The 21,390-nt window shown below is 69.1% G+C and carries 21 protein-coding genes; 12 read left to right on the top strand and 9 right to left on the bottom strand.

Going from position 1 to position 21,390, the window contains the following annotated elements; all coding sequences use genetic code 11:
• Positions 1–41 precede the first annotated feature (41 nt).
• Positions 42–866, top strand: a complete 825-nt coding sequence (locus tag AC1PMG_RS19345; RefSeq protein WP_481109921.1) for an alpha/beta fold hydrolase — start codon at positions 42–44, stop codon at positions 864–866.
• Positions 867–1,000: 134 nt separating this feature from the next.
• On the opposite strand, the gene AC1PMG_RS19340 is transcribed toward AC1PMG_RS19345, so the two are convergent.
• Positions 1,001–2,221: a glycoside hydrolase family 30 beta sandwich domain-containing protein gene (locus AC1PMG_RS19340; RefSeq protein WP_481111712.1), complete on the bottom strand. Its 1,221-nt coding sequence runs from the start codon at positions 2,219–2,221 to the stop codon at positions 1,001–1,003.
• Positions 2,222–2,551: 330 nt separating this feature from the next.
• On the opposite strand from AC1PMG_RS19340, the gene AC1PMG_RS19335 reads away from it, so the two are divergent.
• The 3 genes from AC1PMG_RS19335 to AC1PMG_RS19325 all read left to right on the top strand — a co-directional run bounded on the left by AC1PMG_RS19335 (position 2,552) and on the right by AC1PMG_RS19325 (position 5,619).
• Positions 2,552–4,639 (top strand): beta-galactosidase, encoded by a 2,088-nt coding sequence (locus tag AC1PMG_RS19335; protein WP_481109920.1) that lies wholly within the window; start codon positions 2,552–2,554, stop codon positions 4,637–4,639.
• Between the two features lie 198 nt (positions 4,640–4,837).
• Positions 4,838–5,176: a DUF3817 domain-containing protein gene (locus AC1PMG_RS19330; protein ID WP_481109919.1), complete on the top strand. Its 339-nt coding sequence runs from the start codon at positions 4,838–4,840 to the stop codon at positions 5,174–5,176.
• A 110-nt stretch (positions 5,177–5,286) separates the two neighbouring features.
• On the top strand, positions 5,287–5,619 hold the full coding sequence (locus AC1PMG_RS19325; protein WP_481109918.1) for a hypothetical protein: 333 nt from the start codon (positions 5,287–5,289) through the stop codon (positions 5,617–5,619).
• Between the two features lie 27 nt (positions 5,620–5,646).
• Here the strand turns inward: AC1PMG_RS19325 and AC1PMG_RS19320 are convergent, their stop codons facing one another.
• Complete coding sequence (locus AC1PMG_RS19320) at positions 5,647–6,738, bottom strand: DUF1615 domain-containing protein (RefSeq protein ID WP_481109917.1); 1,092 nt, start codon at positions 6,736–6,738, stop codon at positions 5,647–5,649.
• Positions 6,739–6,803: 65 nt separating this feature from the next.
• Positions 6,804–7,637: an NAD(P)H-dependent oxidoreductase gene (locus AC1PMG_RS19315; RefSeq protein WP_481109916.1), complete on the bottom strand. Its 834-nt coding sequence runs from the start codon at positions 7,635–7,637 to the stop codon at positions 6,804–6,806.
• 84 nt (positions 7,638–7,721) lie between these two features.
• Between AC1PMG_RS19315 and AC1PMG_RS19310 the strand changes: the two genes are divergently transcribed.
• Complete coding sequence (locus AC1PMG_RS19310; protein WP_481109915.1) at positions 7,722–8,615, top strand: LysR family transcriptional regulator; 894 nt, start codon at positions 7,722–7,724, stop codon at positions 8,613–8,615.
• Positions 8,616–8,636: 21 nt separating this feature from the next.
• Here the strand turns inward: AC1PMG_RS19310 and AC1PMG_RS19305 are convergent, their stop codons facing one another.
• The 3 genes from AC1PMG_RS19305 to AC1PMG_RS19295 all read right to left on the bottom strand — a co-directional run bounded on the left by AC1PMG_RS19305 (position 8,637) and on the right by AC1PMG_RS19295 (position 11,638).
• Positions 8,637–9,473, bottom strand: coding sequence for a class I SAM-dependent methyltransferase (locus AC1PMG_RS19305; protein WP_481109914.1), 837 nt, complete (start codon positions 9,471–9,473; stop codon positions 8,637–8,639).
• A 248-nt stretch (positions 9,474–9,721) separates the two neighbouring features.
• Positions 9,722–10,918 (bottom strand): peptidoglycan-binding protein, encoded by a 1,197-nt coding sequence (locus AC1PMG_RS19300; protein ID WP_481109913.1) that lies wholly within the window; start codon positions 10,916–10,918, stop codon positions 9,722–9,724.
• Between the two features lie 21 nt (positions 10,919–10,939).
• On the bottom strand, positions 10,940–11,638 hold the full coding sequence (locus AC1PMG_RS19295; RefSeq protein WP_481109912.1) for a hypothetical protein: 699 nt from the start codon (positions 11,636–11,638) through the stop codon (positions 10,940–10,942).
• A 291-nt stretch (positions 11,639–11,929) separates the two neighbouring features.
• Here AC1PMG_RS19295 and AC1PMG_RS19290 point away from each other — a divergent pair, with 291 nt between their 5' ends.
• From AC1PMG_RS19290 to AC1PMG_RS19275, 4 genes are all read left to right on the top strand, one after another.
• Positions 11,930–12,805, top strand: a complete 876-nt coding sequence (locus AC1PMG_RS19290) for a DMT family transporter (RefSeq protein WP_026143535.1) — start codon at positions 11,930–11,932, stop codon at positions 12,803–12,805.
• Between the two features lie 182 nt (positions 12,806–12,987).
• Positions 12,988–13,344, top strand: coding sequence for a hypothetical protein (locus tag AC1PMG_RS19285; RefSeq protein ID WP_152237325.1), 357 nt, complete (start codon positions 12,988–12,990; stop codon positions 13,342–13,344).
• A 137-nt stretch (positions 13,345–13,481) separates the two neighbouring features.
• Positions 13,482–14,852 carry a D-serine/D-alanine/glycine transporter gene (gene cycA / locus AC1PMG_RS19280; RefSeq protein ID WP_010340292.1) on the top strand — a complete coding sequence of 457 codons (1,371 nt, stop codon included), beginning with the start codon at positions 13,482–13,484 and terminating at the stop codon, positions 14,850–14,852.
• A 78-nt stretch (positions 14,853–14,930) separates the two neighbouring features.
• Positions 14,931–15,851 carry a CorA family divalent cation transporter gene (locus AC1PMG_RS19275; RefSeq protein WP_342073960.1) on the top strand — a complete coding sequence of 307 codons (921 nt, stop codon included), beginning with the start codon at positions 14,931–14,933 and terminating at the stop codon, positions 15,849–15,851.
• A 31-nt stretch (positions 15,852–15,882) separates the two neighbouring features.
• Here the strand turns inward: AC1PMG_RS19275 and AC1PMG_RS19270 are convergent, their stop codons facing one another.
• Positions 15,883–16,242 (bottom strand): hypothetical protein, encoded by a 360-nt coding sequence (locus tag AC1PMG_RS19270; protein WP_481109911.1) that lies wholly within the window; start codon positions 16,240–16,242, stop codon positions 15,883–15,885.
• Positions 16,243–16,544: 302 nt separating this feature from the next.
• On the opposite strand from AC1PMG_RS19270, the gene AC1PMG_RS19265 reads away from it, so the two are divergent.
• Complete coding sequence (locus tag AC1PMG_RS19265) at positions 16,545–17,444, top strand: AraC family transcriptional regulator (protein WP_481109910.1); 900 nt, start codon at positions 16,545–16,547, stop codon at positions 17,442–17,444.
• 283 nt (positions 17,445–17,727) lie between these two features.
• Here the strand turns inward: AC1PMG_RS19265 and AC1PMG_RS19260 are convergent, their stop codons facing one another.
• Together AC1PMG_RS19260 and AC1PMG_RS19255 are read right to left on the bottom strand one after the other, a co-directional pair.
• Positions 17,728–18,201 carry a DUF4410 domain-containing protein gene (locus AC1PMG_RS19260; RefSeq protein ID WP_481109909.1) on the bottom strand — a complete coding sequence of 158 codons (474 nt, stop codon included), beginning with the start codon at positions 18,199–18,201 and terminating at the stop codon, positions 17,728–17,730.
• Between the two features lie 84 nt (positions 18,202–18,285).
• The gene (locus tag AC1PMG_RS19255; RefSeq protein ID WP_481109908.1) at positions 18,286–19,071 is read right to left on the bottom strand and encodes a transporter substrate-binding domain-containing protein; all 786 of its coding nucleotides are present in this window, start codon (positions 19,069–19,071) and stop codon (positions 18,286–18,288) included.
• A gap of 327 nt (positions 19,072–19,398) precedes the next feature.
• Here AC1PMG_RS19255 and AC1PMG_RS19250 point away from each other — a divergent pair, with 327 nt between their 5' ends.
• Positions 19,399–20,331 carry a hypothetical protein gene (locus AC1PMG_RS19250; protein WP_481111711.1) on the top strand — a complete coding sequence of 311 codons (933 nt, stop codon included), beginning with the start codon at positions 19,399–19,401 and terminating at the stop codon, positions 20,329–20,331.
• A 243-nt stretch (positions 20,332–20,574) separates the two neighbouring features.
• Positions 20,575–21,348, top strand: a complete 774-nt coding sequence (locus AC1PMG_RS19245; RefSeq protein ID WP_481109907.1) for a lytic transglycosylase domain-containing protein — start codon at positions 20,575–20,577, stop codon at positions 21,346–21,348.
• Positions 21,349–21,390 lie beyond the last annotated feature (42 nt).

The following is a 21,390-nucleotide window of genomic DNA, read 5'->3' as shown; positions in this document are numbered from 1 at the left end:
CAGTGGAAGCTGCGGCGACTTCCCACCACGAGGTCTTGCCCATGGCTGCAACCAACGCACGCGTCCGCCTGCATGTCGAAGATACCGGCGGTGCCGGTCGTCCGGTGATCCTGATCCACGGTTGGCCGCTGTCGGCCGAGGCGTGGAAGGACCAGGTCGGGCCGCTGCAGCAGGCCGGTTACCGGGTCATCGCCTACGACCGCCGCGGCTTCGGCCGTTCCGAGAAGCCGGCCGACGGCTACGAGTACGACACCCTGGCCGACGATCTGGCTGGCATCCTCGAGGACAAGCAACTGCGCGATGCGGTGCTGGTCGGCTTCTCGATGGGCGGCGGCGAGGTGGCGCGCTATGTGGCGAGGCATGGAACCGAAAAGCTGGCCGGCGTGGTGTTCGCTTCCGCGGTGCCGCCGTACATGCTCAAGACCGACGACAACCCGGAAGGGCCGTTGAGCAAGGAGCAGGCGCAGGAGATGGAGCAGGGACTGAAGGCCTCGCGCGAGGCCTTTTTCGATGACTTCACCCGCGGCTTCTTCAGCGCCAACGGCACGCTGAAGGTCAGCGAGGCGCAGCGTCAGGAAGCGATTGCGCTGTGCCTGCAGAGCGACCAGACCGCGGCGCTGGGCTGCATGCAGGCGTTCGGCACCACCGATTTCCGCGAGGACATCAAGAAGGTCGACGTGCCGACCCTGGTGCTGCACGGCGATGCCGACGCCACGGTGCCGTACGAAGGCTCGGGCCAGCGCACGCACCGCGCCATCGCCGGCAGCGACGTGGTGCTGCTGAAGGATGCGCCGCATGGCTGCAACACCAGTCATGCCGAGGAGTTCAATCAGGCCTTGCTGGCGTTCCTGGCCAAGCTGGGCTGATTGCTGGCGCGTACCGCGGTGCCGACGCGCAAGGCGTGGCGCCGCGACGACACAATTAGGCAGCAGGTAGAACCAACCCGCGGCAGCGCTCGGCTGCCGCGGGTCGATACCGCCGACTCAAGCCATCGCGCAGGTCACTCGCCGACCAGCGTCGCCACGCTCTGCGGGTCGACATAGATCGCGGTCTGGCCGGAGGCGACGCTGTACTTGCCGCCGTAGCCGACGTTGATACTGGAAGAGGTGCTGTACTTGGTGAACGCGCTGGCGCTGCCGGCCGGCACGCGCACGGTGATCTGCCGATGCTGGGTGCCGGTGTTGACCGCCACCAGGACCAGCTTGCCGCCCGGGGTCTTGTAGGCGCTGACCGCGACGTCGCTATACGGCGCGGCGGTGGCGCCGATGCGCACCGAACCCGGGCGCACGAAGCGCGCGTATTGCGACATCACGTAGCCGCGCTTGCTCACCGTGCCGTTCTCGGCGATCAGTCCGTAGCTGCGGCGGATGTACCACCAGATGTAGCCGCTGTAATTGGCCAGCATGCTGTTGTGCAGTTCGCTGCCCACGCCGAGCGCGGACGGCCAGGCGTTGCCGTCGGTGTTGTCGGTGTAGTGCTCGGTCATCCACAGCTGCTTGCCCTTGCTGCGCGCCAGCGGGTAGTCCTTGGGCTGTACGCCATACAGGTGCCCGCCGACGATGGACAGGTACTGGGCGGCGCTGCTGTTGAGCACCGGGTCGGTCAGCGCGGGGTTGAAGCCAAGCGACTCGGCGGCGAGCAGCTTGAACTTGCCGAACTTCGCGCCCTGCGCGCTGATGAAGTTGAGGAAGTCGGTGCCGTTCCAGTCGCCCGACTCGTAGTCCGGATGCCAGTCCGGCTCGTTCTGCAGCGACAGGGCGTAGATCGGCGCGCCCTTGCTGTCCATGTAGGCGGTGAAATCCAGCAGGTGCTTGGCGTAGGCGTCGTAGTACTGCGGCAGCAGCTTGCCGCCGTTGTTGAGGTTGTTGTTCGACTTCATGTAGGCCGGTGCCGACCACGGCGTGGCCAGCAGCACCGCGCCGTGCGCGCGGGCGCGTACCGCCGACGGCACCTGCTGGCTCCAGCCGGAGCTGGACGGATCGATGCGCATGCGCATGATCGACAGGCCGATCTGTCCGGTGTCGCTGCCGAACGCCAGGTCGACCTGGGCCGGGGTGAGATCGGCGATCCAGCCGGCGCCGTTCATGCCGCCGAAGCCCTGGATGGTCTGGTGGACTTCGGACGGATTGACGGTGACGGTCTGTGCCAGGGCGGCGCCTGCCGAGAACAGCGTGGCGGCCGCGGCGAGCAAGGTGCCGAGCAAGCGGGGGGTCTTCATGATGTGTCCAACGGTGGGGGAGGCGTGACGCTAGCCAGCGCAGATGACCATTTCAATGTCGCCATCGTCCAAAGCGGGCAAGTGAGACCGGTGGCGCAAGGCGAGCGCAACCGTGTCCTCAATCCGTACGGCGCGCATGCCGCGCCGGATGACGCGATGCAGCGCGGGTGCTTGCGCCGCTGCGCAGCGAGGAGACGCCTGCGGATTGTGCGCAGTTGCGCGCGCAAACGCCGCAAGATGCACAAGTGCGCGCACTGCAAAACTGCGCACAATGCAGGCGCCGGCAGGACGCAGGGGACATGCCGGCATCTCCTCTCGCGAAGGATGTTGCGCATGCCACTGTTCCGTGTTCCGCAACGCTGCAGCGTTGCGCTGTTCGCCGCGATGCTGCTGATCGTGTGCTGCCTGCCGCCGCTGGCGCAGGCGCAGGCCACCCGTTATCGCGACGCCCCGCCGCTGTTGCTGGGCGTGGCCTGGTATCCGGAGCAATGGCCGGAGGCGCAGTGGGAGCACGACCTGGCGCTGATGCAGGCGGCGCACGTGCGCGTGGTGCGAATCGGCGAGTTCGCCTGGAGCCGGATGGAGCCGCACGAGGGGCAGTACGACTTCGACTGGATGGATCGTGCCATCGCCGCCGCCGCGCGGCATGGCATGGTGGTGGTGCTGGGCACGCCGACCGCGGCGCCGCCGGCGTGGCTGACCCAGGCCTATCCCGACACCCTGCGGATCAGCCAGGACGGCGTGCGTGACGAGCATGGCAATCGCCAGCAGTTCTCCTTCGCCAGCGCCCGCTACCGGCGCTTCGCGCATGCCATCGCCGAGCAGATGGCGCAGCGCTACGGGCACAACCCGCACGTGGTCGGCTGGCAACTGGACAACGAGTACGCGCAGTCCTCGTTCGATCCCGAGGCCAAGGCGCAGTTTCACGCCTGGCTGCAGCACAAGTACGGCAACATCGACGCGCTCAACCAGCGCTGGGCCACGGCGTACTGGAGCCAGACCTATAACGATTTCGCGCAGATCCCGGTGCGCGAGGACGAGGAGAATCCGGCGCTGTTGCTGGAGTGGAAGCGTTTCGTCAGCGACACCTGGACCGACTACTCGCGCAACCAGATCGACGCGATCCGCCCGCATGCCGATCCGCGCCAGTTCATCACCACCAACACCATGGGCTGGTTCGCCGGTTTCGATGCCTACACCGTGCACGGCGTGCTCGACATCGCCGCCTGGGATGACTACGTCGCCGGCGAGCGCTACGACTGGGTGGACAATGCCGCCCGCCACGATCTGACCCGCGGCTACAAGCAGCGCAACTACTGGGTGATGGAAACCCAGCCGGGCTTCGTCAACTGGCGCGCGACCAACGTGGCGCTGCGCAAGGGCCAAGTGCGGGCGATGGCCTGGCAGGCGGTAGCGCATGGCGCCGATGCGGTGTCGTACTGGCAGTGGCGCGCGGCGCCCAACGGGCAGGAGGAGTACCACGGCACCCTGGTCGGTGCCGATGGTGAGCCGGTGCCGGTGTATGCGGAGATCCAGCAGGTCGGCGCCGAGTTCGCCAAGGCCGGTCCGGCGCTGGCCGGCACCACGCCGCAGGCGCAGGTGGCGCTGATCAACGACTTCGACAGCCGCTGGGCGATCGGCTTCCAGAAACACGCGGCCGACTTCGATCCGGTCGTGCAGATGAAGAGCTTCTACCGTCCGCTGCGGCAGCAGGCGCAGGTGGTGGACGTGATCTCGGCGATGGCGCCGCTGCAGCGCTACAAGCTGGTGGTGGCGCCGGCGCTGAACGTGCTGACCGAGGCGCAGGCGCAGCGGTTGAAGGCCTACGTCGAACACGGCGGGCATCTGGTCCTGGGGCCGCGCAGCGGCATGAAGAACAGCGACAACGGCCTGCATCCGCAGCGCCAGCCCGGCCCGCTCGCGACCTTGCTTGGTGGGCGCGTGGAACAGTTCTACGCGTTGGACAAGCCGATCCCGCTGGTCGGTGCGGGCGCCGACGGCAGCGCCAAAATCTGGGCCGAGCAGCTGCAGGCCACCGCCGCCGACACCACCGCGCCGTTGCAGTACGGCTCCGCCAACGGGTGGCTGGACGGTGCGCCGGCGCTGCTAACCCGGCGCGTCGGCAAGGGCCGCATCAGCTATGTCGGCGGCTGGTTCGACGACGCCACCCTGGATCGCCTCACCGGCGACTGGCTGCGCGATGCCGGGGTGCAGGCGCCGCTGGCCGATGCGCCGGACGACGTGGAAGTGGGCGTGCGCAGCGATGGCGCGCGGCGCATTGTGGTATTGATCAACCATGGCACCGCCGCGCACGCCGTACGGCTGCCGGCGGCGATGCGTTCGCTGCTGGGGCCGACGCCGAGCGGCGACACTGTGCAGCTGGCGCCCGACGACGTGGCGGTGCTGGAACAGCGTCGCTGATGACTGCCGCGGTGCGCTGCGGCGCACCGCTGGCGATGCAGTGACGGATCGATGCGGTTGGTGCGCACGGGCAGCGCCGACGTCCGCGTCGCGCCCGTGCGCCAACCGCGAAGACACGCCCTACAATGCACCTGCCAGCGGGCGTCGCCGCCGCCATCGCGTCGCGGCCTCGTTCCCTCACTGGAGTCGCGTGTGTCCTTGTCTTCTTCCCGTCCGTTGTCGCCGGTGGGCCGGCTGTTCGCCGCTGCCGCCGTGTTCGAAGGCCTGACCTGGGCCGGCCTGTTGCTCGGCATGCTGCTGAAGTACGGCACCCAGACCACCGAGCTGGGCGTGTGGCTGTTCGGCCGCCTGCATGGCGCGGCGTTCCTGCTGTACGTGGCCGCCAGCCTGCTCGCGGCGCTGCGCCTGCGTTGGCCCTGGTGGGCGTGGGCACTGAGTTTGCTGGCGGCGTTGCCGCCGCTGGTCACGGTGCCGCTGGAACTGTGGTTTCGCCGGATCGGCCTGCTCGGCGCGCCAGGGCAGCGCGCGGTGGGCTAATGCTGGCGCTGCGGCGCAGGCGAGGCGCGTCGCGGTGTGCGCTGCGCGCGTTGTGCCAGCGTTCTTCGGCATCGCTCTAGACTGAAGTGCCTAGCGCAGGCGAGGACGCCATGGGCAAACGCCAACGACGACCACCTCCGCCAATGCCGACACCCACGCGCCTGCAGCGGCTGGTCGCGCGTCTGGAACGGCCGGTATTGGTGTTGATGGCGGCGGTCATGGTGGCGAGCGCTGCGATGAAGCTGTACCTGCTGGCGAAAGCGCTGCAGAGCGGCGTGTACATCAGCGTCCCGAGAGCCGGGCCGAAACGGATCTATCTGCTGGCGACCGATCCAGGCCACTACTGGTTCTCGATCGCCTGGGACAGCGTGCTCTGCCTCGTGTTGCTGGCGCTGGCCATCGCCACGGGCTGGGCGCTGATGGCGTTGCGCAAGCCGAAGTAGCGTTGGGCCGGCGGATCGCCGCGGCCATCACTTGGCCAGGCAACGCTGCCAGCGCTCGGCCACGCGCTGCGCGAACCAGGCGGTGGTGAGCTTGCGGGTGATCTTCGGGCTTTCCAGGGCAATGCCCGGCAGCACGGCGCGTGGCAGCGGCTTGCCGGCATCGCGGTCGGCCAGCGCGAACACCTGGCGATACAGCGGGCTGTCGGCGAAATCCGCATCGCTGCCCCGCTGCAGTTCGCGGCGGATTGTGCGCGCGTCCATGCCCAACGGCGTGGCCAGGCTGCGTGCGGCGCGCTCGGTGGCACCGGGGGCGTCGAGGTCGGCGCCGGGCGTCAGCAGATCGCCATCGAGGGCGAGCGAGATGCCGCTGGCGCGCGCCAGCGCAGCCTGGAACGCGGCATTGCGGCTGGCGTACCAGCCGGCATTGAAGTCGGCGAAGCGGTACAGCATTGCCGCCGCGTTCGGGTAGCCGAGCAGGTGGCGGGTGCCGAACCAGATGCCGCCGCGGCGGCTGAACACCGCGTGGCGCACGCCGTCGTCCAGCGGGTATGGGTAGCCGTCGGTGTGCGCCTGCGCGAAGGCGATGCTCACCTGCATCGGTCCGGCCGTGTGCACCGGGTTGAGATCGCCGAACAGGCGCTGGCCCAGCGGCACGCTGCCGGCGATGTCCTCGAAAATCGTGCTGAGATCCTGTTCGGTGCGCGCGGCAGCCAGGCGCTCGGCATAGCTGCGTCCATCGGGCCCGCGCAGCGTGAGTGCCGCATCCAGCGCGAACGCCGGCACATGCACCGCCGCTGCGCGCCGCTGCAGCTCCGCCCGCGCGATCTTGCCCAGTCCCGGCACTGGTGGGTTGGTCTGGTAGGTCGATTCCTGTTCGATCACCGCAAGGACCGCACAGATGTTCTCGGCATTAGTGCCCAGCCTCTGCGAGGCCAGGGCCACGTAGACGTCGTCGGCCCAGCCGCGGCGGTCGGGTACCGTGCCCGGGATACGCCGGGCGATGTCGGCCTTGACCTCGCTGGGTGTGCGCTCGGGCATACGCGGCGCCTGCGTGGCGCAGGCGCCGAGCAGGGCGGCGCTGCACACGGCGATCAGGCGGACGAAGACGGCGGTTGGCATCGGCGCGGCGGTTCCAACGGAGTGGCGGTCGCCTGCATCCTACAGGTGCGCTGTCGGCACCGCGCCTACATCGCCGGCGTCGATGCTGTGTGGTCGGAGATCGTTGTCGCTTGCGCGTCCGCGTCGAGCACATGGATGCCGAAGCCGCTGCGGCCGGGCGCGAACTCCTCCCGCAGCGTCAGCGCCGGAATCGCGTAGTCGCCGTGATTCTGCTTGCGAAAGGCGATCGGCGCGGCGCTGAACAACGCATCCAGGCGCTCGCCCAGGGCAGCACTGGTCTGCGCGAAACGCGCCGCATCCATGCGGCCGCTGCGGTAGACCACGAACGGCGGCAGCACGTCGAACCCGGGGTAATGCAGGATGCCGTGCTGGATCGGGAACAGCAGGTCGTCGATCGGCCCGTTGATGCCGCGCGGCGCGTAGTGCGATTCCCAGCCGCCAGCGGTGACGATCAGCATCGCGCGCTTGCCGGCCAGCGTGCCTTCGCCATAGCGATCGCCCCAGTGCGTGTCGGAGTGTTCGCCGACCCCATAGGCGAAGCCGCAGGCATACACCCGGTCCACCCAGCCCTTGAGGATGGCCGGCATCGAGAACCACCACAGCGGGAACTGCAGCAGCAGCGCGTCGGCCCAGCGCAGCTTGTCCTGCTCGGCGGCGATGTCCGCGCGCTGGCGGCCGCTGGCGAAGGCGCGCTGCGAGTCGCGCGAAGGATCGAAGCGCGCTTCCGCGGCACCGTCCAGGCTGTCATGGGCGTCGACGGCGGTTTTCCACTCCATTGCGTACAGATCCGAGACCTGGACCTGGTGGCCGGCGTCCTGCAGGCGCTGCACCGCCACCTGCTTGAGCGCGCCATTGAGCGAGGTGGGTTCGGGATGGGCATAGACCAGCAGGACGTTCATGCGGGTTCTCGGTGAGGGAAGGTCTCCACGCTAGGCCGCGCTTCGCTATAGTGGAAATGAATTACCTTGATAGTCGCTATTGCCATGGTTGATCTGCGGCGCCTGGATCTCAATCTGCTGCTGACCCTGGACACGTTGCTCGGCACGCACAACGTGACCCGCGCGGCGGCGCGCCTGCATCTGTCGCAGCCGTCGGTTAGCGTGCACCTGGCCAAGCTGCGCGAGGCGCTGGGCGATCCGCTGCTGCTGCCGGGACCGCGCGGCATGCGCCCCACCGCACGCGCCGAAGCGCTGCGCGTCCCGTTGCGCGAGGCCTTGCAGGCGCTGCAGCAGGCGGTGGCGCCGGACGCGCCGTTCGATCCGGCGCGCGCGCAGACCTTGTGGCGGGTGGCGGCCAGCGACTACGGCGCCTCCACCGTGCTGCTGCCGGCGATCGCCGCTTTGCGCCGGGTGGCGCCAGGCACCCAATTGGCGGTGCTGCAGTTGACGCCGCCGACGATCGCGCAGCAGGCCGAACAGGGCCAGATCGACCTGGCCCTGCACACCGTCGCCGACGCGCCGCCCGGCCTGCGCCGGCGCACGCTGTTCGCCGAACACTACGTGCTGGTCGGTCGGGCCGGTCATCCGCGGTTGCGGCGGCGGCCGAGCCTGGCGCAGTTCTGCTCGCTCGAACACGTCATCGTCTCGCCCGACGGCGGTGGTTTCAGCGGCGTCACCGATGCGGCCTTGCGCGCGCATGGCCTGCAGCGCCGTGTGGTGCTGTCGGTGCCGCACTTCCAGTTCGTGGTCGCCGCGCTCCAACGCAGCGACCTGGTGGCGATGCTGCCCGAGCGCCTGGTGCGCGACCAGCCCGGCTTGCGGGTGTGCGCGCCGCCGCTGGAGCTGCCCGGCTACGAGATGGCCATGCTCTGGCACGAGCGCGTGCATCGCGATCCCGCGCACCGCTGGTTGCGCGAGCACCTGCTGGCGTCGATCTGACGCGGTGCAGGCGATCTCGCCTCAGCGGCGCGTGGCCAGCACCCCGTCCAGCGCCAGTTGCGCGGCGAAGCCGGCTTTCTCCAGGCGCTTGGCTACTTCGCGCGGCACGTCGCGGCCGCTGGTGAGCTTGTTCGGGCTGCCGGTGTAGTGGAACAGCCGGCCACCGCGGCGCAGCACCCGCGCGAGCTGGTCGTAGAAGGTCTGCGCGTAGAGTTCGCCGGCGATGCCGAAGCGTGGCGGGTCGTGCAGGATCGCGTCCATCGACGCGTCGGCGATGCCGCCGATGGCGGCGCCGACATCGCCATGGGTCAGCTGCAGGCGGCCGTCGCTGGCGGCCGGATCCGGCGACCACGGATTGAGCGTGCGCAGCCACAGCACGTCGGCGTTCTTCTCGAACGAGTGCAGCCGCGCCACGCCCGCTTCCAGTGCGCAGGCGGCGAAATAGCCGAGGCCGCCGCAGGTATCGAGCACCTGCTTGCCGCGCGGTTCCACCAGCGCCACCTTGCGCCGCGCGTCCTCGAACGGCGACAGCTGTGCGCTGGGCAGCATCTTGATGCCGTCGATCTCGAAGGTCGGCGCGCCCCACTCGGTCGGCACCAGCTTGATCAGTGCGCCGCCGAAGCGCGACACCGCTTCGAACGCCTCGCCATCCCAGTAATAGAGCGTGCGGTCCTTGAGCTTGCCTGGATACGGATACGCGCGCCCCTGCCACTGCCAGCGGTCGGCACCGAGCAGTGCCTGGCCCTGGCTGCGCTCCAGGTCGAGCGAACCGGACCAGGTGGTGGCGCCGGCATCGCGCGCGGCGAGCAGCGCGGCGGCGAGCGGACGGGTGAGCAGGGGGCCGGAATAGCGGGTCACGTGGGATCTGCCGGCGCCACGGCGCGGCACGGGGCTCGGATGCGGGAGCGCATCGTAACCGACGCGGCGCCGAGAGGGGATGACTGCGACGGGCAAGCGCCGCATTCGCCGTCGCTACGTGCAAAACGCATCGGCAGGATTGCGGTGCCGGACCAAAGCGCTACTCCGGAAGAAGCGCTTTGCTCTCCGGTGCAAATCCCACCGGGACCGAGGTGCCGCGCGCTGCGCGAGCAACGCGGCAGCTTCGTTCAATGCGCCATGCCACCGCGTGCCTGCGCAGGTTCCTGTTGCGGGGCCGGCTGCTGCAATGCTTGATCGCGCTGCTGATTCTGCGCATCCACCTGGCGGGTACTTTCCTGCAGCGTCGGCGCCTGTTCCAGATCGACACGCGCACGAAATCCTGGTGTGTTGCCGGCGACGAACGCAACCTTGTCCTGCACCGTGACCGTCTGCAGTTCCTGCGGGCCCTGGATGCCCTCTGCCTTGGCCGCCTGCAAGGTGTGCGCGACTTGCGCGTCGGTGGCGCGGGGCATGCGTTCGCGCAACGCGTTGAAGAACGGATGGTCGGCGTGCGTAGCTTCGGAGACCAGCGGCGAACGCTTGGCCTCGGCCAGGGCCGTCCGTGTGTCGCGTCCGACGACGGCATCGTCATCCAGGCCATGCGCGCGCTGGAACTCTTTCAGGGCATGGCGCGTATTGCGTCCGAAGTCGCCATCCGGCTTCAACGGCTTGCCGTCGGCGCCACGGTAGCCAAGTTCAGCCAACTGTTCCTGCAGTGCCCGGGTTTGCTGATTGCGCTCATCCCCACCCATGCTGGCCAACTGCTGCAGCGAGACCTTGCCGCTCTGGATGTCGGCGACCAGCTCGGGCGTGATGGTCTGGGCCCATTGGTTCGCGGCCTGCACGCGTTCGTTGGCACCGTTGTCGCCACCATTGATGATGCGGCCCGCTGCACGGGCGTTGTCGCGCAGGTTCTCCGGCACGCGATCCCGCCAGTAGGCCACCGCCAGATTGGCCGCCGTCTGCGGTTCGGCCGCCAGGTCCGGGTTCTTGGCGAGATCGACATTGAAGCGCTGGCCGTAGCGCTCGTAGTTGTCACGGCCGGTGTACTGCAGATAGCCGCGGCCATGAAACCGCCAGCCGTCGCCGGGTTCGGTATTGCCGAGATCGGCGCGGTTTTCGTACATCACGGTGGCAATGCGCTGCGGATCGCGGCTGGCGACGGCGTCCTCCACCTGCTTGCGGGTGAAGCGGTCATCGGCCGAGGAGACCGCGGCGATCACGCTGTCGGCCGAGGTATAGCCGAGGTTCTCGTGCATGCGCCGAAAGTGGCCGGTTTCGACGGCGGCGTTTCCCATCAGGTTGGCCAGTTCCGTGGGCGAGGTGATGCCGGAATCGACCGCGGTCTTCAGCAGCAGTGCCGAGCTTTCGTTGAAACGGGGCATGGTTCTCTCCTTGGAATCGGATTACTGGACGACGGCGCGGTGCTTGTCCATGGCGTCCTGCAGTTTTTCTGGATCGATCTGCGAGATCGGGGTCCATGCGAAGTCCGCCGGATAGCTGGCGGTTCCGCGGAAGACGTCCATCGCGCCGCTCTGCGGATTCTCTGCAGGTGCCGTGCTGCTCGCTTCCGCCAGATACCAGGCTTTCTTGCCCGGGTCGTATTTCAACGTGTAGGTGACATTGCTGCGGGTCTGCTGGTTGACGTAGACGATTTCCTGCGGCTTCAGGCTCAGGTTGTCGTCCAGGCGCTTCGCGTTGCGCGCCACATCGTTGTAGAGGCAGTCGACCGCTTGCGGGCTACGGTCGGCCACGTTCCATGCCGCATTCGCCTGTTGCAGGACCAACAGCTCGCAGGTATTGCCTGACGTATCGGCATTGGCGTGGCGGACGATGGCGACGGCATCGGTCCCGCCGTTGCCGGTCAGGTCGTGCTGTTTGAAGGCGAGGATCTGGTCTCCCGGCTTGAGCAAGGGTTGCAGGGATGCCTCCCCTGAAAGCGACGCCGCCGGCGAAGCGGGCGCCTTGGTGGTCGCTGGAGCAGGGGAGGGCGAGTCCGTGCCGCCGTCGGCGGCGTGGTCGGCCGGTGCGGTTTGCGCGGACGGCTGGCAGCCGATCAGGCTTGCCGCAAGGAGGAAAGGCAGACAACGTGGCAGTGATGGCATCGGGCGGTCTCTGGCTGCATGCAACGGACGCGTTGCGATTGGGTTCAAGGCAGCAGGGAGGCCGACGAGGCGGTCTTGGATTCGCGTCGTCCTGACACGGAGGCAACTCCCGCTCCCTGGATGCAACCGCGGGCGCACCCTTGGTTGCGCTGAGGCTTATAGCAACGCATTGCTTAAGAATTTGTTGTGTCTTGGACGGTTCGCGCGGTCGCTGCTTCCGTTCCACCGCATAATGTGCGCTAGTTCCCGTGTGCCCGGTGTGGGCCGTCGTTCGATCGCAAGAGGCTCATGATGCTCAAGGGTGTGCTGCTCGGTTTCGCCTGTTATGCCGCCTATTCGATCAGCGACGCCTTCGTGAAGGGGCTGGAGGGGTCGCTGCCGGCCTACGAGGTGGTGTTCTTCGGTGCGCTGTTGATGCTCGCCGCGCTGCCGTTCCTGAAGAAGCCGGGCGATCGCTGGCGCGAGGTGGTGGTGGCGCAGCGGCCGAGCATCTGGCTGCTGCGCGCGTTCACCGGCGCGGCCGGCAATCTGTCCGCGGTCACGGCCTTCACCTTGCTGCCGATGGCCGAGGCGTTCGCGCTGATCTTCCTGATGCCGATCTTCGTCACCGTGCTGTCGGTGCTGCTGCTCAAGGAAGAGGTGCGCTGGCGGCGCTGGCTGGCGGTGATCGTCGGCTTCATCGGCGTGCTGGTGGTGCTGCGGCCGGGCTTCCGGCACCTGGGCCAGGGCCATGTCGCGGCGATCGTCTGCGGGCTGGTGGGCGCGGTGTCGGTGATCAGCCTGCGCATGGCCGGGCCCGGCGAGAAGCGCCTGACCCTGTACGGTGCCGGCGTGCTCGGTCCGCTGCTGATGGGTGGCCTGCTGATGCTGCCGACCTTCGTCTGGCCGACCTGGCAGCAGTGGATCCTGCTGGCCGGCTACGGCCTGCTCGCCGGTCTGGCCGCGATCTTCATGATGTACGCCTCGCGCTCGGCGCCGATCAGCGCGGTGGCGCCGACCCAGTACAGCCAGATGCTGTGGGCGATCGGCTTCGGCTACTGGCTGTTCCACGATCACCTGGACTGGCCGATGGCGGTGGGCATCGCGCTGATCCTGGGCGCCGGGCTGTTCACCCTGGTGCGCGAAGAGAAGGTCACGCGGTGGTGGCGGCGCACCAAATTGGTGTGAGCGCCGCGGCCTGAGCCGATCTCGGTCGCCGCACCGGCGCCGATCAGGAAAACGCCGATACGGCCGCGCGCGCAGCGCGGCGATCCTGCCCGTTCACGGACGAGGCAATGCAGGCGCCGTGGCCGCGAGGACGCTGCGGTCGCCGCGCCATCGGACTTTCCTTATCAAGATCGGAGAACGGCATGACGAACAATGCGATGGGGCAGTTGCTCGACGCCGCCGCCCATGCGGGCGCGGCGGGCGTGCGGGTGGTGGCAGGCGTGGTCGGCGCGGACGGTGCGGTCCGCAACGGCGCGGGGTACACGGTGGCGCATGTGAGCACCGGCCACTACCTGGTGAGCTTCCAGCCGCCGTTCCAGGCGCTGGACGGCGTCTCGGTCACCCAGATCTATCCGGGCGACGGCAGCACCTGCGACAACGCGGTGATCATCCGCCTGGACGCGGGCCAGGTGCTGCTGAAGACCGGCGATGGTGGCGGCAACCAGTCCGACCGCGATTTCAGCTTCGTCGCGATCGGGCAGGGCGGCGCGCTGGCCTGAGTCGGCGGCACCGGGCGTCCCGGCGGCCTGCGGCGGCGTCCGCACCGCCGTGGCCGCCACCCATGTCACGCGTGGCTGGCGCGCGCTGCCGCCATCTTCTATGTTTGCAGGCTAATCCCTCGCGATGGCCTGCGCCCATGACCGATCCGTCCGCCCAGCCCGACCACCTGCAGCGCAGCCTGTCCAACCGCCACCTGCAGTTGATCGCGATCGGCGGGGCGATCGGCACCGGCCTGTTCATGGGCTCGGGCAAGACCATCAGCCTGGCCGGGCCGTCGATCCTGTTCGTATACCTGATCATCGGCGTGATGCTGTTCTTCGTGATGCGCGCGATGGGCGAGCTGCTGCTGTCGAACCTGGAGTACAAGTCGTTCATCGACTTCTCCACCGATCTGCTGGGGCCATGGGCCGGGTTCTTCTGCGGCTGGACCTACTGGTTCTGCTGGATCATCACCGCCATCGCCGACGTGATCGCGATCGCCGCCTACGCGCAGTTCTGGTTCCCGACGCTGGCGCCGTGGATCCCGGCGATGCTGTGCGTGCTGTTGCTGCTGGGGCTGAACCTGGTGACGGTGAAGCTGTTCGGCGAAATGGAATTCTGGTTCGCGCTGATCAAGATCGTGGCGATCTGCGCGCTGATCCTCACCGGCGCCGGCCTGGTCGCCTGGGGCTTCCAGTCGCCGTCCGGGCACGTGGCCTCGCTGGCCAACCTGTGGAACGACGGCGGCATGTTCCCGATGGGGCTGGGCGGTTTCTTCGCCGGCTTCCAGATCGCGGTGTTCGCCTTCGTCGGCATCGAGCTGGTCGGCACCACCGCCGCCGAGACCGCCGACCCGCGCCGCAATCTGCCCAAGGCGATCAACTCGATTCCGGTGCGCATCCTGGTGTTCTACGTGCTGGCGCTGGTCGCGATCATGGCGGTGACGCCGTGGCGCGAGGTGGTGCCGGGCAAGAGTCCGTTCGTGGAGCTGTTCGTGCTGGCCGGCGTGCCGGCCGCCGCCAGCCTGATCAACTTCGTGGTGCTGACCTCGGCCACCTCCTCGGCCAACAGCGGCATCTTCTCCACTAGCCGCATGCTCTACGGCCTGGCCGAGGAGCGCCACGCGCCGCGCGGCTTCGCCCGGCTCTCGCGCGCGGCGGTGCCGGCGCGCGGGCTGCTGTTCTCCTGCGCCTGCCTGCTCGGCGGCACCGTGCTGATGTACCTGATCCCGAACCTGGTCACCGCCTTCACCCTGGTCACCACGCTGGCCGCGGTGCTGTTCATGTTCGTCTGGTCGCTGATCCTGTGCGCCTACATCGCCTACCGGCGCAAGCGCCCGCAGCTGCACGCGGCCTCCGCGTTCAAGATGCCCGGCGGTGTGGTCATGTGCTACGTGTGCCTGGCGTTCTTCGCCTTCGTGCTGGCGCTGCTGACCCTGCAGGCCGATACCCGTCAGGCGCTGTTCGCCAGTCCGGTGTGGTTCCTGCTGCTGGGCGTGGGCTACGCGTTGAAGCGGCGCAGTGCCTGAACCGGTGCGCGCGGCGGGCGTTGACGCTCCGCGCGCACTGACGGATGCTCGCGGCCTTTCCTGCGCGAGCCAGTCCCGATGATCACCATCCATCGCCTCGGCGGCACCTCCGACACGCCGGTGTGCTGGGTGGACCTGTGCCGGCCGAGCGAGGCGGACCTGGCCGAGGTCGACCAGAAGGTGGGCTTCGCGGTGCCGACGCGTGCGGCCATCGGCGAGATCGAGTTCAGCAGCCGGGTGCGGGTGGAGGGCGAGGTGCTGTTCCTCAACGTGCCGCGCTACCAGGACGAGGACGGTCCGACCGCGCCGCTCGGGTTTGCGGTGTCGCCGCGGGTGCTGGTGACCCAGCGCGAGCAGCCGATGGCCTCGCTGGATGCAGTGGCCGCGCAACTGCAGCACAGCCCCTGCCGCAGCAGCGACGACCTGCTGCTGCGCCTGCTCGATCAATTGGTCGGGCGCCTGGCCGATCGCCTGGAGGCGCTGGAAGCGCAGATCACCGAGACCACGCGGGTGGCGTTCGACCGGCCGCATGCGCGGCACAAGTCGCGGCACCTGGAGCGGATGCTGCACGACGTCGGCGACATGGGGCGGCGCCTGGGCGGCATGCACAACGCCGGCCACGGCTTGCTGCGCTTGGCCACCTATCTGGATGATGCCGCGCCGGATTGGTTCGGCGAGGACGCGGCCAAGCGCATCGGCCTGCTGCACAAGGACCTGGTCACGCTGAGCGAGTTCGAGCAGCAGTTGAACGACCGCATCGAGTTCCTGCTCGACAGCGTGCTGGGCATGATCAACGTCGACCAGAACAACGTGATGAAGGTGATGGCGGTGGCTTCGGTGGTGGGCATCCCGCCGACGGTGCTGGTCGGCATCTGGGGCATGAACTTCGCGCACATGCCCGAGCTGAAATGGCACGACGCCTACTACTGGGCGTTGGGCGTGATCGCGCTGAGTATGCTGTTGCCGCTAGCGTGGTTCCGCCGTCGCGGCTGGGTCTGAGCCGGCCGCGCGCAACGCTTGCGGCATAGGATCACGCGGCGAGGCTGTCGGCCTCGGCGGCATGCTCTTCCGCATCGCTTTCCTCGCCGCTGACGTGCTGCACCGCGGCGATGTCCCACGACACCGTGTCCGGATCGATCAGGGCGTGGATCGCCGCGCCCTGCAGTTCGCGCATCAGCCGTCGCGCCGAGGCGGTGCCGTGCGCGACGCTGTCCCACAGCACCATGTCGACCACGCTGCCGTCGCGGCGACGGGCGATGCGCCGCGAGCGGAAACCGGGCTGGCGCTGCAGCCACGCATCGACTTCGGCATTGGCGCGCAGGAAGGTGCGCCAGGTGCAGTCCAGCAGGCGGAAGGTGGCGATTTCCAGGGCTTCGGTATGGGGATGCATCGGTCTCTCCTGCGGTCTGCATCGCCCGCATGGCACGCTGGCGGCGATGCGGCAGCGCGACGAGGGGCATGGGGGAAGGGACAGGGCCGAACGGCCGGAACAGGCGGGCGGGGGCGGGCGTTCCGGGACGGCGCCGGTGCGGGAACCGGCCGACACAGGATGCTGGCCCGCGCCGCGGGCGCGTTAGCGCGATCCAACGGAATTCTTGTACGATCCTGCAAGCCGCGTCGCGCCGTGGTCCGTGCCGGCGCAGCATCGTGCAAGCTTGCCTTCCTCCTCCGCACGCTACGGCGCCCTTGCCGATGACCGCGCTCGCCCACCGTTACCAGGAAATGGCCGCCCTGGTTGCCCGATTGGCCACGCCCGATGGCGACCACGACACCGCCATCGAGGGCTTCTTCTGTTCCTACCGCTCCGCGCCGTCGCCGAAGACGCATACCGCGCAATGGCCCGTCTTCGCGCTGGTGTTGCAGGGCGAGAAATGCCTGACCCTGGGCAACGAGGAATACCGCTACGGCGTGGGCACCTTTCTGCTGGTGACGCTGGATCTGCCGGTGGTCTCGCGCATCACCCAGGCGAGCCCGGAACAGCCGCTGCTGGGCGTGGGCATGTCGATCCGGCCGGACCGGCTGCGCGAGTTGCTCGAGCGCATTCCGTTGCCACCGCAGGTGGGCGCCGAGCGCCCGCGTGGGGTCTCGGTCAACACCGCCTGCCCGGACCTGCTGGACGCGACGCTGCGCATGCTGCGGCTGCTGGAACGTCCGGCCGACATCGCCGCGATGGCGCCGCTGATCGAGCAGGAGATCCTGTATCGCCTGCTGGTCGGGCCGTGCGGGCCGAACCTGCTGCGCATCGCCCAGGAGGACAGCCCGAGCAACCGCATCGCCAAGGCCATCGCCTGGCTGCGCCAGCACTACGCCGAACCGCTGCGGATCGAGGACCTGGCGCGCCAGGTCAACATGAGCGTGTCCTCGCTGCATCACCATCTCAGCGCAGTCGCGGCGATGACGCCGCTGCAGTACCAGAAGCAATTGCGCCTGCGCGAGGCGCGGCGGCTGATGGTGGTCGAGCGCATGGACGTGGGCGCGGCCGGTTACCGCGTCGGCTACCAGAGCCCGTCGCAGTTCAGTCGCGAATACAGCCGGCTGTACGGGCGTTCGCCGCGCAGCGACCTGGCCGAGCAGCTGGGTCTGGCCGGCTGAGCGGTACTGGTACTGCGTGGGTCGCCTTGCGCATCTGACGTGCTGCTGCGTGATCGACGACAGCGCATTTCGCATCAATTCGAAGCGTGTCCTGTAGGAGCGGCTTCAGCCGCGACGGGCTTTACCGGGAACGCTTCGTCGCGGCTGAAGCCGCTCCTACGGAGAAAGCTGCATCCGGCGTGCGTGTCGTGGGATCAGATGATGCGAGGGGCGCTGCAGACAGCGCGGCCTCTTGCGACGGCGCCCTTGCGGGACCGCTGCGGTCCTGCACGGGCGGCACGCACTACTGCAGTTGCTTGAGCCGCGCGACGATCTCCTGCGCGTGGCGCTCGATCAGGCCTTCGGAGGTGCCCCAGGCGGTGCTGTTGGTCGATTCCACGTCGAACTGCGCGGCGGTCTTGCCGTTGGCATCGGCGACGGTGACGCGGCTCTTGATCTTGTCGCGCCCAGCCATGATGCCGGCCCAGAAGCGCGCGCCGTTGCTGCGCATGTAGTAATGATCGATGACGATGGTCATCTTGCGCGCATTGGCCTGGCCCTGCGCGCCGTGCAGGTGCGCCGCGTCCAGTTGCGTGTCGAGCTGGCGGCGGAACATGGCCAGGCTCTCGGCGTCGGTGTCGTCGTTGCCGGTGAGTTGGTACCAGTAGGTTTCGGCGGTGGTCGCCTTGTAGCTCTGGTGCACCACGCTGTTGGTCGCGCATCCGGCGGCCAGCAACATCACGCTCACCAGCGCGAGCGTTTTCCATTGCGGTTTCATGCTCTCTCCTTGTTGAATCCCCATGCCGCGGCGAACGCCGCCGGCCGCGGCAGCATAGCGGCTGCGCGCGGGCAAGCGGGAGGCCTAGCGCGTCGTCTCCGGATCGCCCAGCCACGCGGCCACGATCCGCGCATAGGCGCCGCTGGCCTTGCTCAAATGCAACCATTGGTCGACGTAGGCCTTCCAGGCCATGTCGTCGCGCGGCAGCAGGAACGCTTTCTCGCTGTACTGCAGCGGCTGCTCCGGCGCCACTGCGCACAGGCCGGGCACCTGGCGCTGCTGAAAGCGCGCTTCGGAGGCGTCGGTGATCATGACGTCGGCACGACCCTCGCGCAGGTCGCGGAAGATGGCGGGGTTGTCGTCGGACAGGAGTAGTTGCGCATGCGGCAGTTCGCGGCGGGCGAACGCCTCGTTGGTGCCGCCGCGCGGTTCGATCACCCGCACCTCGGGACGATCGATCTGGGCGATGGTGCGGTAGCGCGTGCGGTCGGCGCAGCGCACCAGCGGGATCTTGCCGTCGACCTCCAGCACCGCACTGAACCAGGCCTGGCGCTGCCGCGGCAGCGACACCGAGATGCCGCCGACGGCGATATCGCAGCGGTCGGCCAGCAGGTCCGGCAGCAGGGTCGGCCAGCGCGTGGGCACCCACTGCAGCTTGACCTCCAGGCTGTCGGCCAGCGATTGCGCCAGGGCGATGTCGATGCCTTCGTAGGTGCCGTCGCTGCGCAGGCGGCTGTAGGGCGCGTAGTCGCCGGTGGTGCACACGCGCAGCAGGCCGCGTTGCAGGACGCTGTCCAGGTGCGAGGGGGCGGCGTGCGCGGGCAGCGCCAGTACGGCGCCGAGCAGGCCGGCGGCCAGGCGTCGGATCATGCGGTTCTCCTGCGGCAGGGTGGGCGGCGGTGCCCGTTGGCTGTACGCCGGCTGTCGCGCCGACGGTGCGCGTCACCTTAGCCGTTTTGCGCATGCGCCGACGCAATCCCTGGCGCGACAAGGCCTTGCGTGCACCGGGCGGGCGCCGGTGACGCGATGTTGCCGCTCGCCGCGCGTGGCGGCACGCGGCGGCAACGGAACTCGCGGCACGCTGTACTGGTCCGTCCCCCACATTCGCCTTCGCCTGCCCATGGATCCTCTACCGTCGTGACCCCCCTCCCTGCGCAAGACCGATGGCTGCATCTGTGGGCGGCACTGGCGACGGCGATGATCCTGGCCTTGCTGGGACGCCTGCTGTGGGGCACGCCGTCGGCCCCGCCGCGTGCCGTGGCGGAGGACGCGCTGCGCCTGGTGTTCCTGCCGCGGCAGACCGCGCAGCGCGTTCCGGACCCGCCGACGGCGTCCGCGCGAGCGCCGGCCGTGGCTACGCGCATGCCGGCCGGGACACGGCCGCCGCGCGGTGCGGCCGCGCCGCCGGCTTCGTCCTCGCAGCCGCCGACCGCGCCCGCCGCGGCCGCGACCGGCATGGCGGCGACGCTGTACACCGGCGATGGCCATCCGCGTCTGCCGGATGGGGTGGCGGTGGATCCGTTCGCGCAGGCGCAGGGCACGCCGCCGGGCACGCTCAATCCGCGCGACGTGGCCAAGTCCAAGCGCCTGCTCGAACGACCCAACCCGATCGACTACCGGTCGACCCGTTTCGACAAGGACTGGGCCAGCGACGGCACCCTCGGCGACGTCGCCGTGCAGGGCATCGACCGGGCGATCAAGCAGCTGTTGCCGAAGAACACCCATCAGTCGGCGGTGGCGCGGCCGCCGCCGGACGTGCGTTTCAACCCGGCGCTGCACGAGCGCGCCAGCGACCTCGGCAGCGAGGCCACCGGCGATGCCTACAAGGCCGCGCCGATCGCCTTCGAAAAGGCGCCCGGGTTGGATGGCGAAGCCAGCCGGCGGATTCGCCAGGCCCTGGCCGACCTGCAGCAACGCCGCGGCGCCTGCCCGGCGGCGCAGCGCGCGCGCCTGCTGGCGCCGGTGCAGCAACATCTGGATGCGTTGCTGCAGGTGGAAACCGCCATGGCCAGGGGCGCCGACCCGATCCGCGCGCAGCAACTGCTGCCGCGCGAGGCCGACAGCGCCTACGACCTGGCACGGCGCGCGCTGTGGTACGCCGATCAGAAGCTGGCGGCGTGCGCGCCGTAGCTGGGTAATTCGACCTTGGCAGCCGTCGGGACTGAAGTCCCTCCCACAGTGCACCCAGCCAGCGTGTTGCGGACTGCCGTTGGAGCGGCTTCAGCCGCGATGGCGTCGCAGGGAAGCCGTGGTCGCGGCTGAAGCCGCTCCTACGAGGAAGGGAGCTGTCGGGCAGCGTGCCGAACCCGCCATCACTCGCCTCGACGCGCGCTGGGCGATGATGCGCGCCCATCCTGTCCGAGCGTGTCGCCGATGCGGTTTGCCCGTGCCGCGCTGTGCCTGCTGCTGTGCTGTGGCGTCGCCGCCAGCGCGTCTGCGCGCACGGTGTACCGCTGCGTGCGCGACGGCACGGTCAGCCTGGCCACGGCGCCGGAACCGGGTTCGCGCTGCACCCCCAAGGAACTGGACGATGCGGCGATCGCCACGCCCAACCTGTGGGGCAACCTCGGCGTGTTCAGCGGCACCCTGTACGAGCGCGAGCAGGACGGGCAATTGGTCTACTCCACGCGCAACCTGCCCGGCTCGCGCCCGTACCTGCGCTTTACCGCGGTCACGCCGCCGGGAGAGGTGGCGCATCCCGGACTGGGCAAGCTCGGGGCGCCGCAACTGCACGCGCATGCCAAGCAGTTCCGCGCCGCGGCGCGCGCCACCGGGGTCGACGAGCCGTGGCTGCGCGCGATCGCGCATGCCGAGAGCGGCTTCGATGCCGCCGCGGTCTCGCCCAAGGGCGCGCAGGGGGTGATGCAACTGTTGCCCGAGGTCGCCAGGGAGTACGGCGTGCGCGATCCGTTCGCGGCCGACCAGTCCATCGATGGCGGCGCCCGCTACATGCGTGCGTTGCTGCGCCGCTACGCCGGCGATCGGGTGCTGGCCGCGGCGGCCTACAACGCCGGCATCGGCACGGTGGCGCGTTACGGCGGCGTGCCGCCGTACGCGGAAACCCGCGAGTACATCGACAAGGTGATGGCGCTGTACCAGCGCTACCGCATTGCGATGGGGATGGCCGTGGAGACGCCGGCACAATAGCGGCTACGCCCACCGTCGGCGTCGCCGGGGGCGCAGGCGGAC

This window comes from Xanthomonas sp. NCPPB 2250 (assembly GCF_056725265.1).
This window is presented reverse-complemented; position numbering and strand designations above follow the sequence as displayed.

What these genes read in the sequence shown, in the direction of transcription:
- AC1PMG_RS19260 (WP_481109909.1), bottom strand. Translation starts at nt 18,201, where the DNA reads ATGAAACCGCAATGGAAAACGCTCGCGCTGGTGAGCGTGATGTTGCTG.
- AC1PMG_RS19315 (WP_481109916.1), bottom strand. Translation starts at nt 7,637, where the DNA reads ATGAACGTCCTGCTGGTCTATGCCCATCCCGAACCCACCTCGCTCAAT.
- AC1PMG_RS19270 (WP_481109911.1), bottom strand. Translation starts at nt 16,242, where the DNA reads ATGCATCCCCATACCGAAGCCCTGGAAATCGCCACCTTCCGCCTGCTG.
- AC1PMG_RS19345 (WP_481109921.1), top strand. Translation starts at nt 42, where the DNA reads ATGGCTGCAACCAACGCACGCGTCCGCCTGCATGTCGAAGATACCGGC.
- AC1PMG_RS19300 (WP_481109913.1), bottom strand. Translation starts at nt 10,918, where the DNA reads ATGCCCCGTTTCAACGAAAGCTCGGCACTGCTGCTGAAGACCGCGGTC.
- AC1PMG_RS19265 (WP_481109910.1), top strand. Translation starts at nt 16,545, where the DNA reads ATGACCGCGCTCGCCCACCGTTACCAGGAAATGGCCGCCCTGGTTGCC.
- AC1PMG_RS19250 (WP_481111711.1), top strand. Translation starts at nt 19,399, where the DNA reads ATGATCCTGGCCTTGCTGGGACGCCTGCTGTGGGGCACGCCGTCGGCC.
- cycA (WP_010340292.1), top strand. Translation starts at nt 13,482, where the DNA reads ATGACCGATCCGTCCGCCCAGCCCGACCACCTGCAGCGCAGCCTGTCC.
- AC1PMG_RS19255 (WP_481109908.1), bottom strand. Translation starts at nt 19,071, where the DNA reads ATGATCCGACGCCTGGCCGCCGGCCTGCTCGGCGCCGTACTGGCGCTG.
- AC1PMG_RS19245 (WP_481109907.1), top strand. Translation starts at nt 20,575, where the DNA reads ATGCGGTTTGCCCGTGCCGCGCTGTGCCTGCTGCTGTGCTGTGGCGTC.
- AC1PMG_RS19290 (WP_026143535.1), top strand. Translation starts at nt 11,930, where the DNA reads ATGCTCAAGGGTGTGCTGCTCGGTTTCGCCTGTTATGCCGCCTATTCG.
- AC1PMG_RS19335 (WP_481109920.1), top strand. Translation starts at nt 2,552, where the DNA reads ATGCCACTGTTCCGTGTTCCGCAACGCTGCAGCGTTGCGCTGTTCGCC.
- AC1PMG_RS19310 (WP_481109915.1), top strand. Translation starts at nt 7,722, where the DNA reads ATGGTTGATCTGCGGCGCCTGGATCTCAATCTGCTGCTGACCCTGGAC.
- AC1PMG_RS19275 (WP_342073960.1), top strand. Translation starts at nt 14,931, where the DNA reads ATGATCACCATCCATCGCCTCGGCGGCACCTCCGACACGCCGGTGTGC.
- AC1PMG_RS19320 (WP_481109917.1), bottom strand. Translation starts at nt 6,738, where the DNA reads ATGCCAACCGCCGTCTTCGTCCGCCTGATCGCCGTGTGCAGCGCCGCC.
- AC1PMG_RS19285 (WP_152237325.1), top strand. Translation starts at nt 12,988, where the DNA reads ATGACGAACAATGCGATGGGGCAGTTGCTCGACGCCGCCGCCCATGCG.
- AC1PMG_RS19295 (WP_481109912.1), bottom strand. Translation starts at nt 11,638, where the DNA reads ATGCCATCACTGCCACGTTGTCTGCCTTTCCTCCTTGCGGCAAGCCTG.
- AC1PMG_RS19325 (WP_481109918.1), top strand. Translation starts at nt 5,287, where the DNA reads ATGGGCAAACGCCAACGACGACCACCTCCGCCAATGCCGACACCCACG.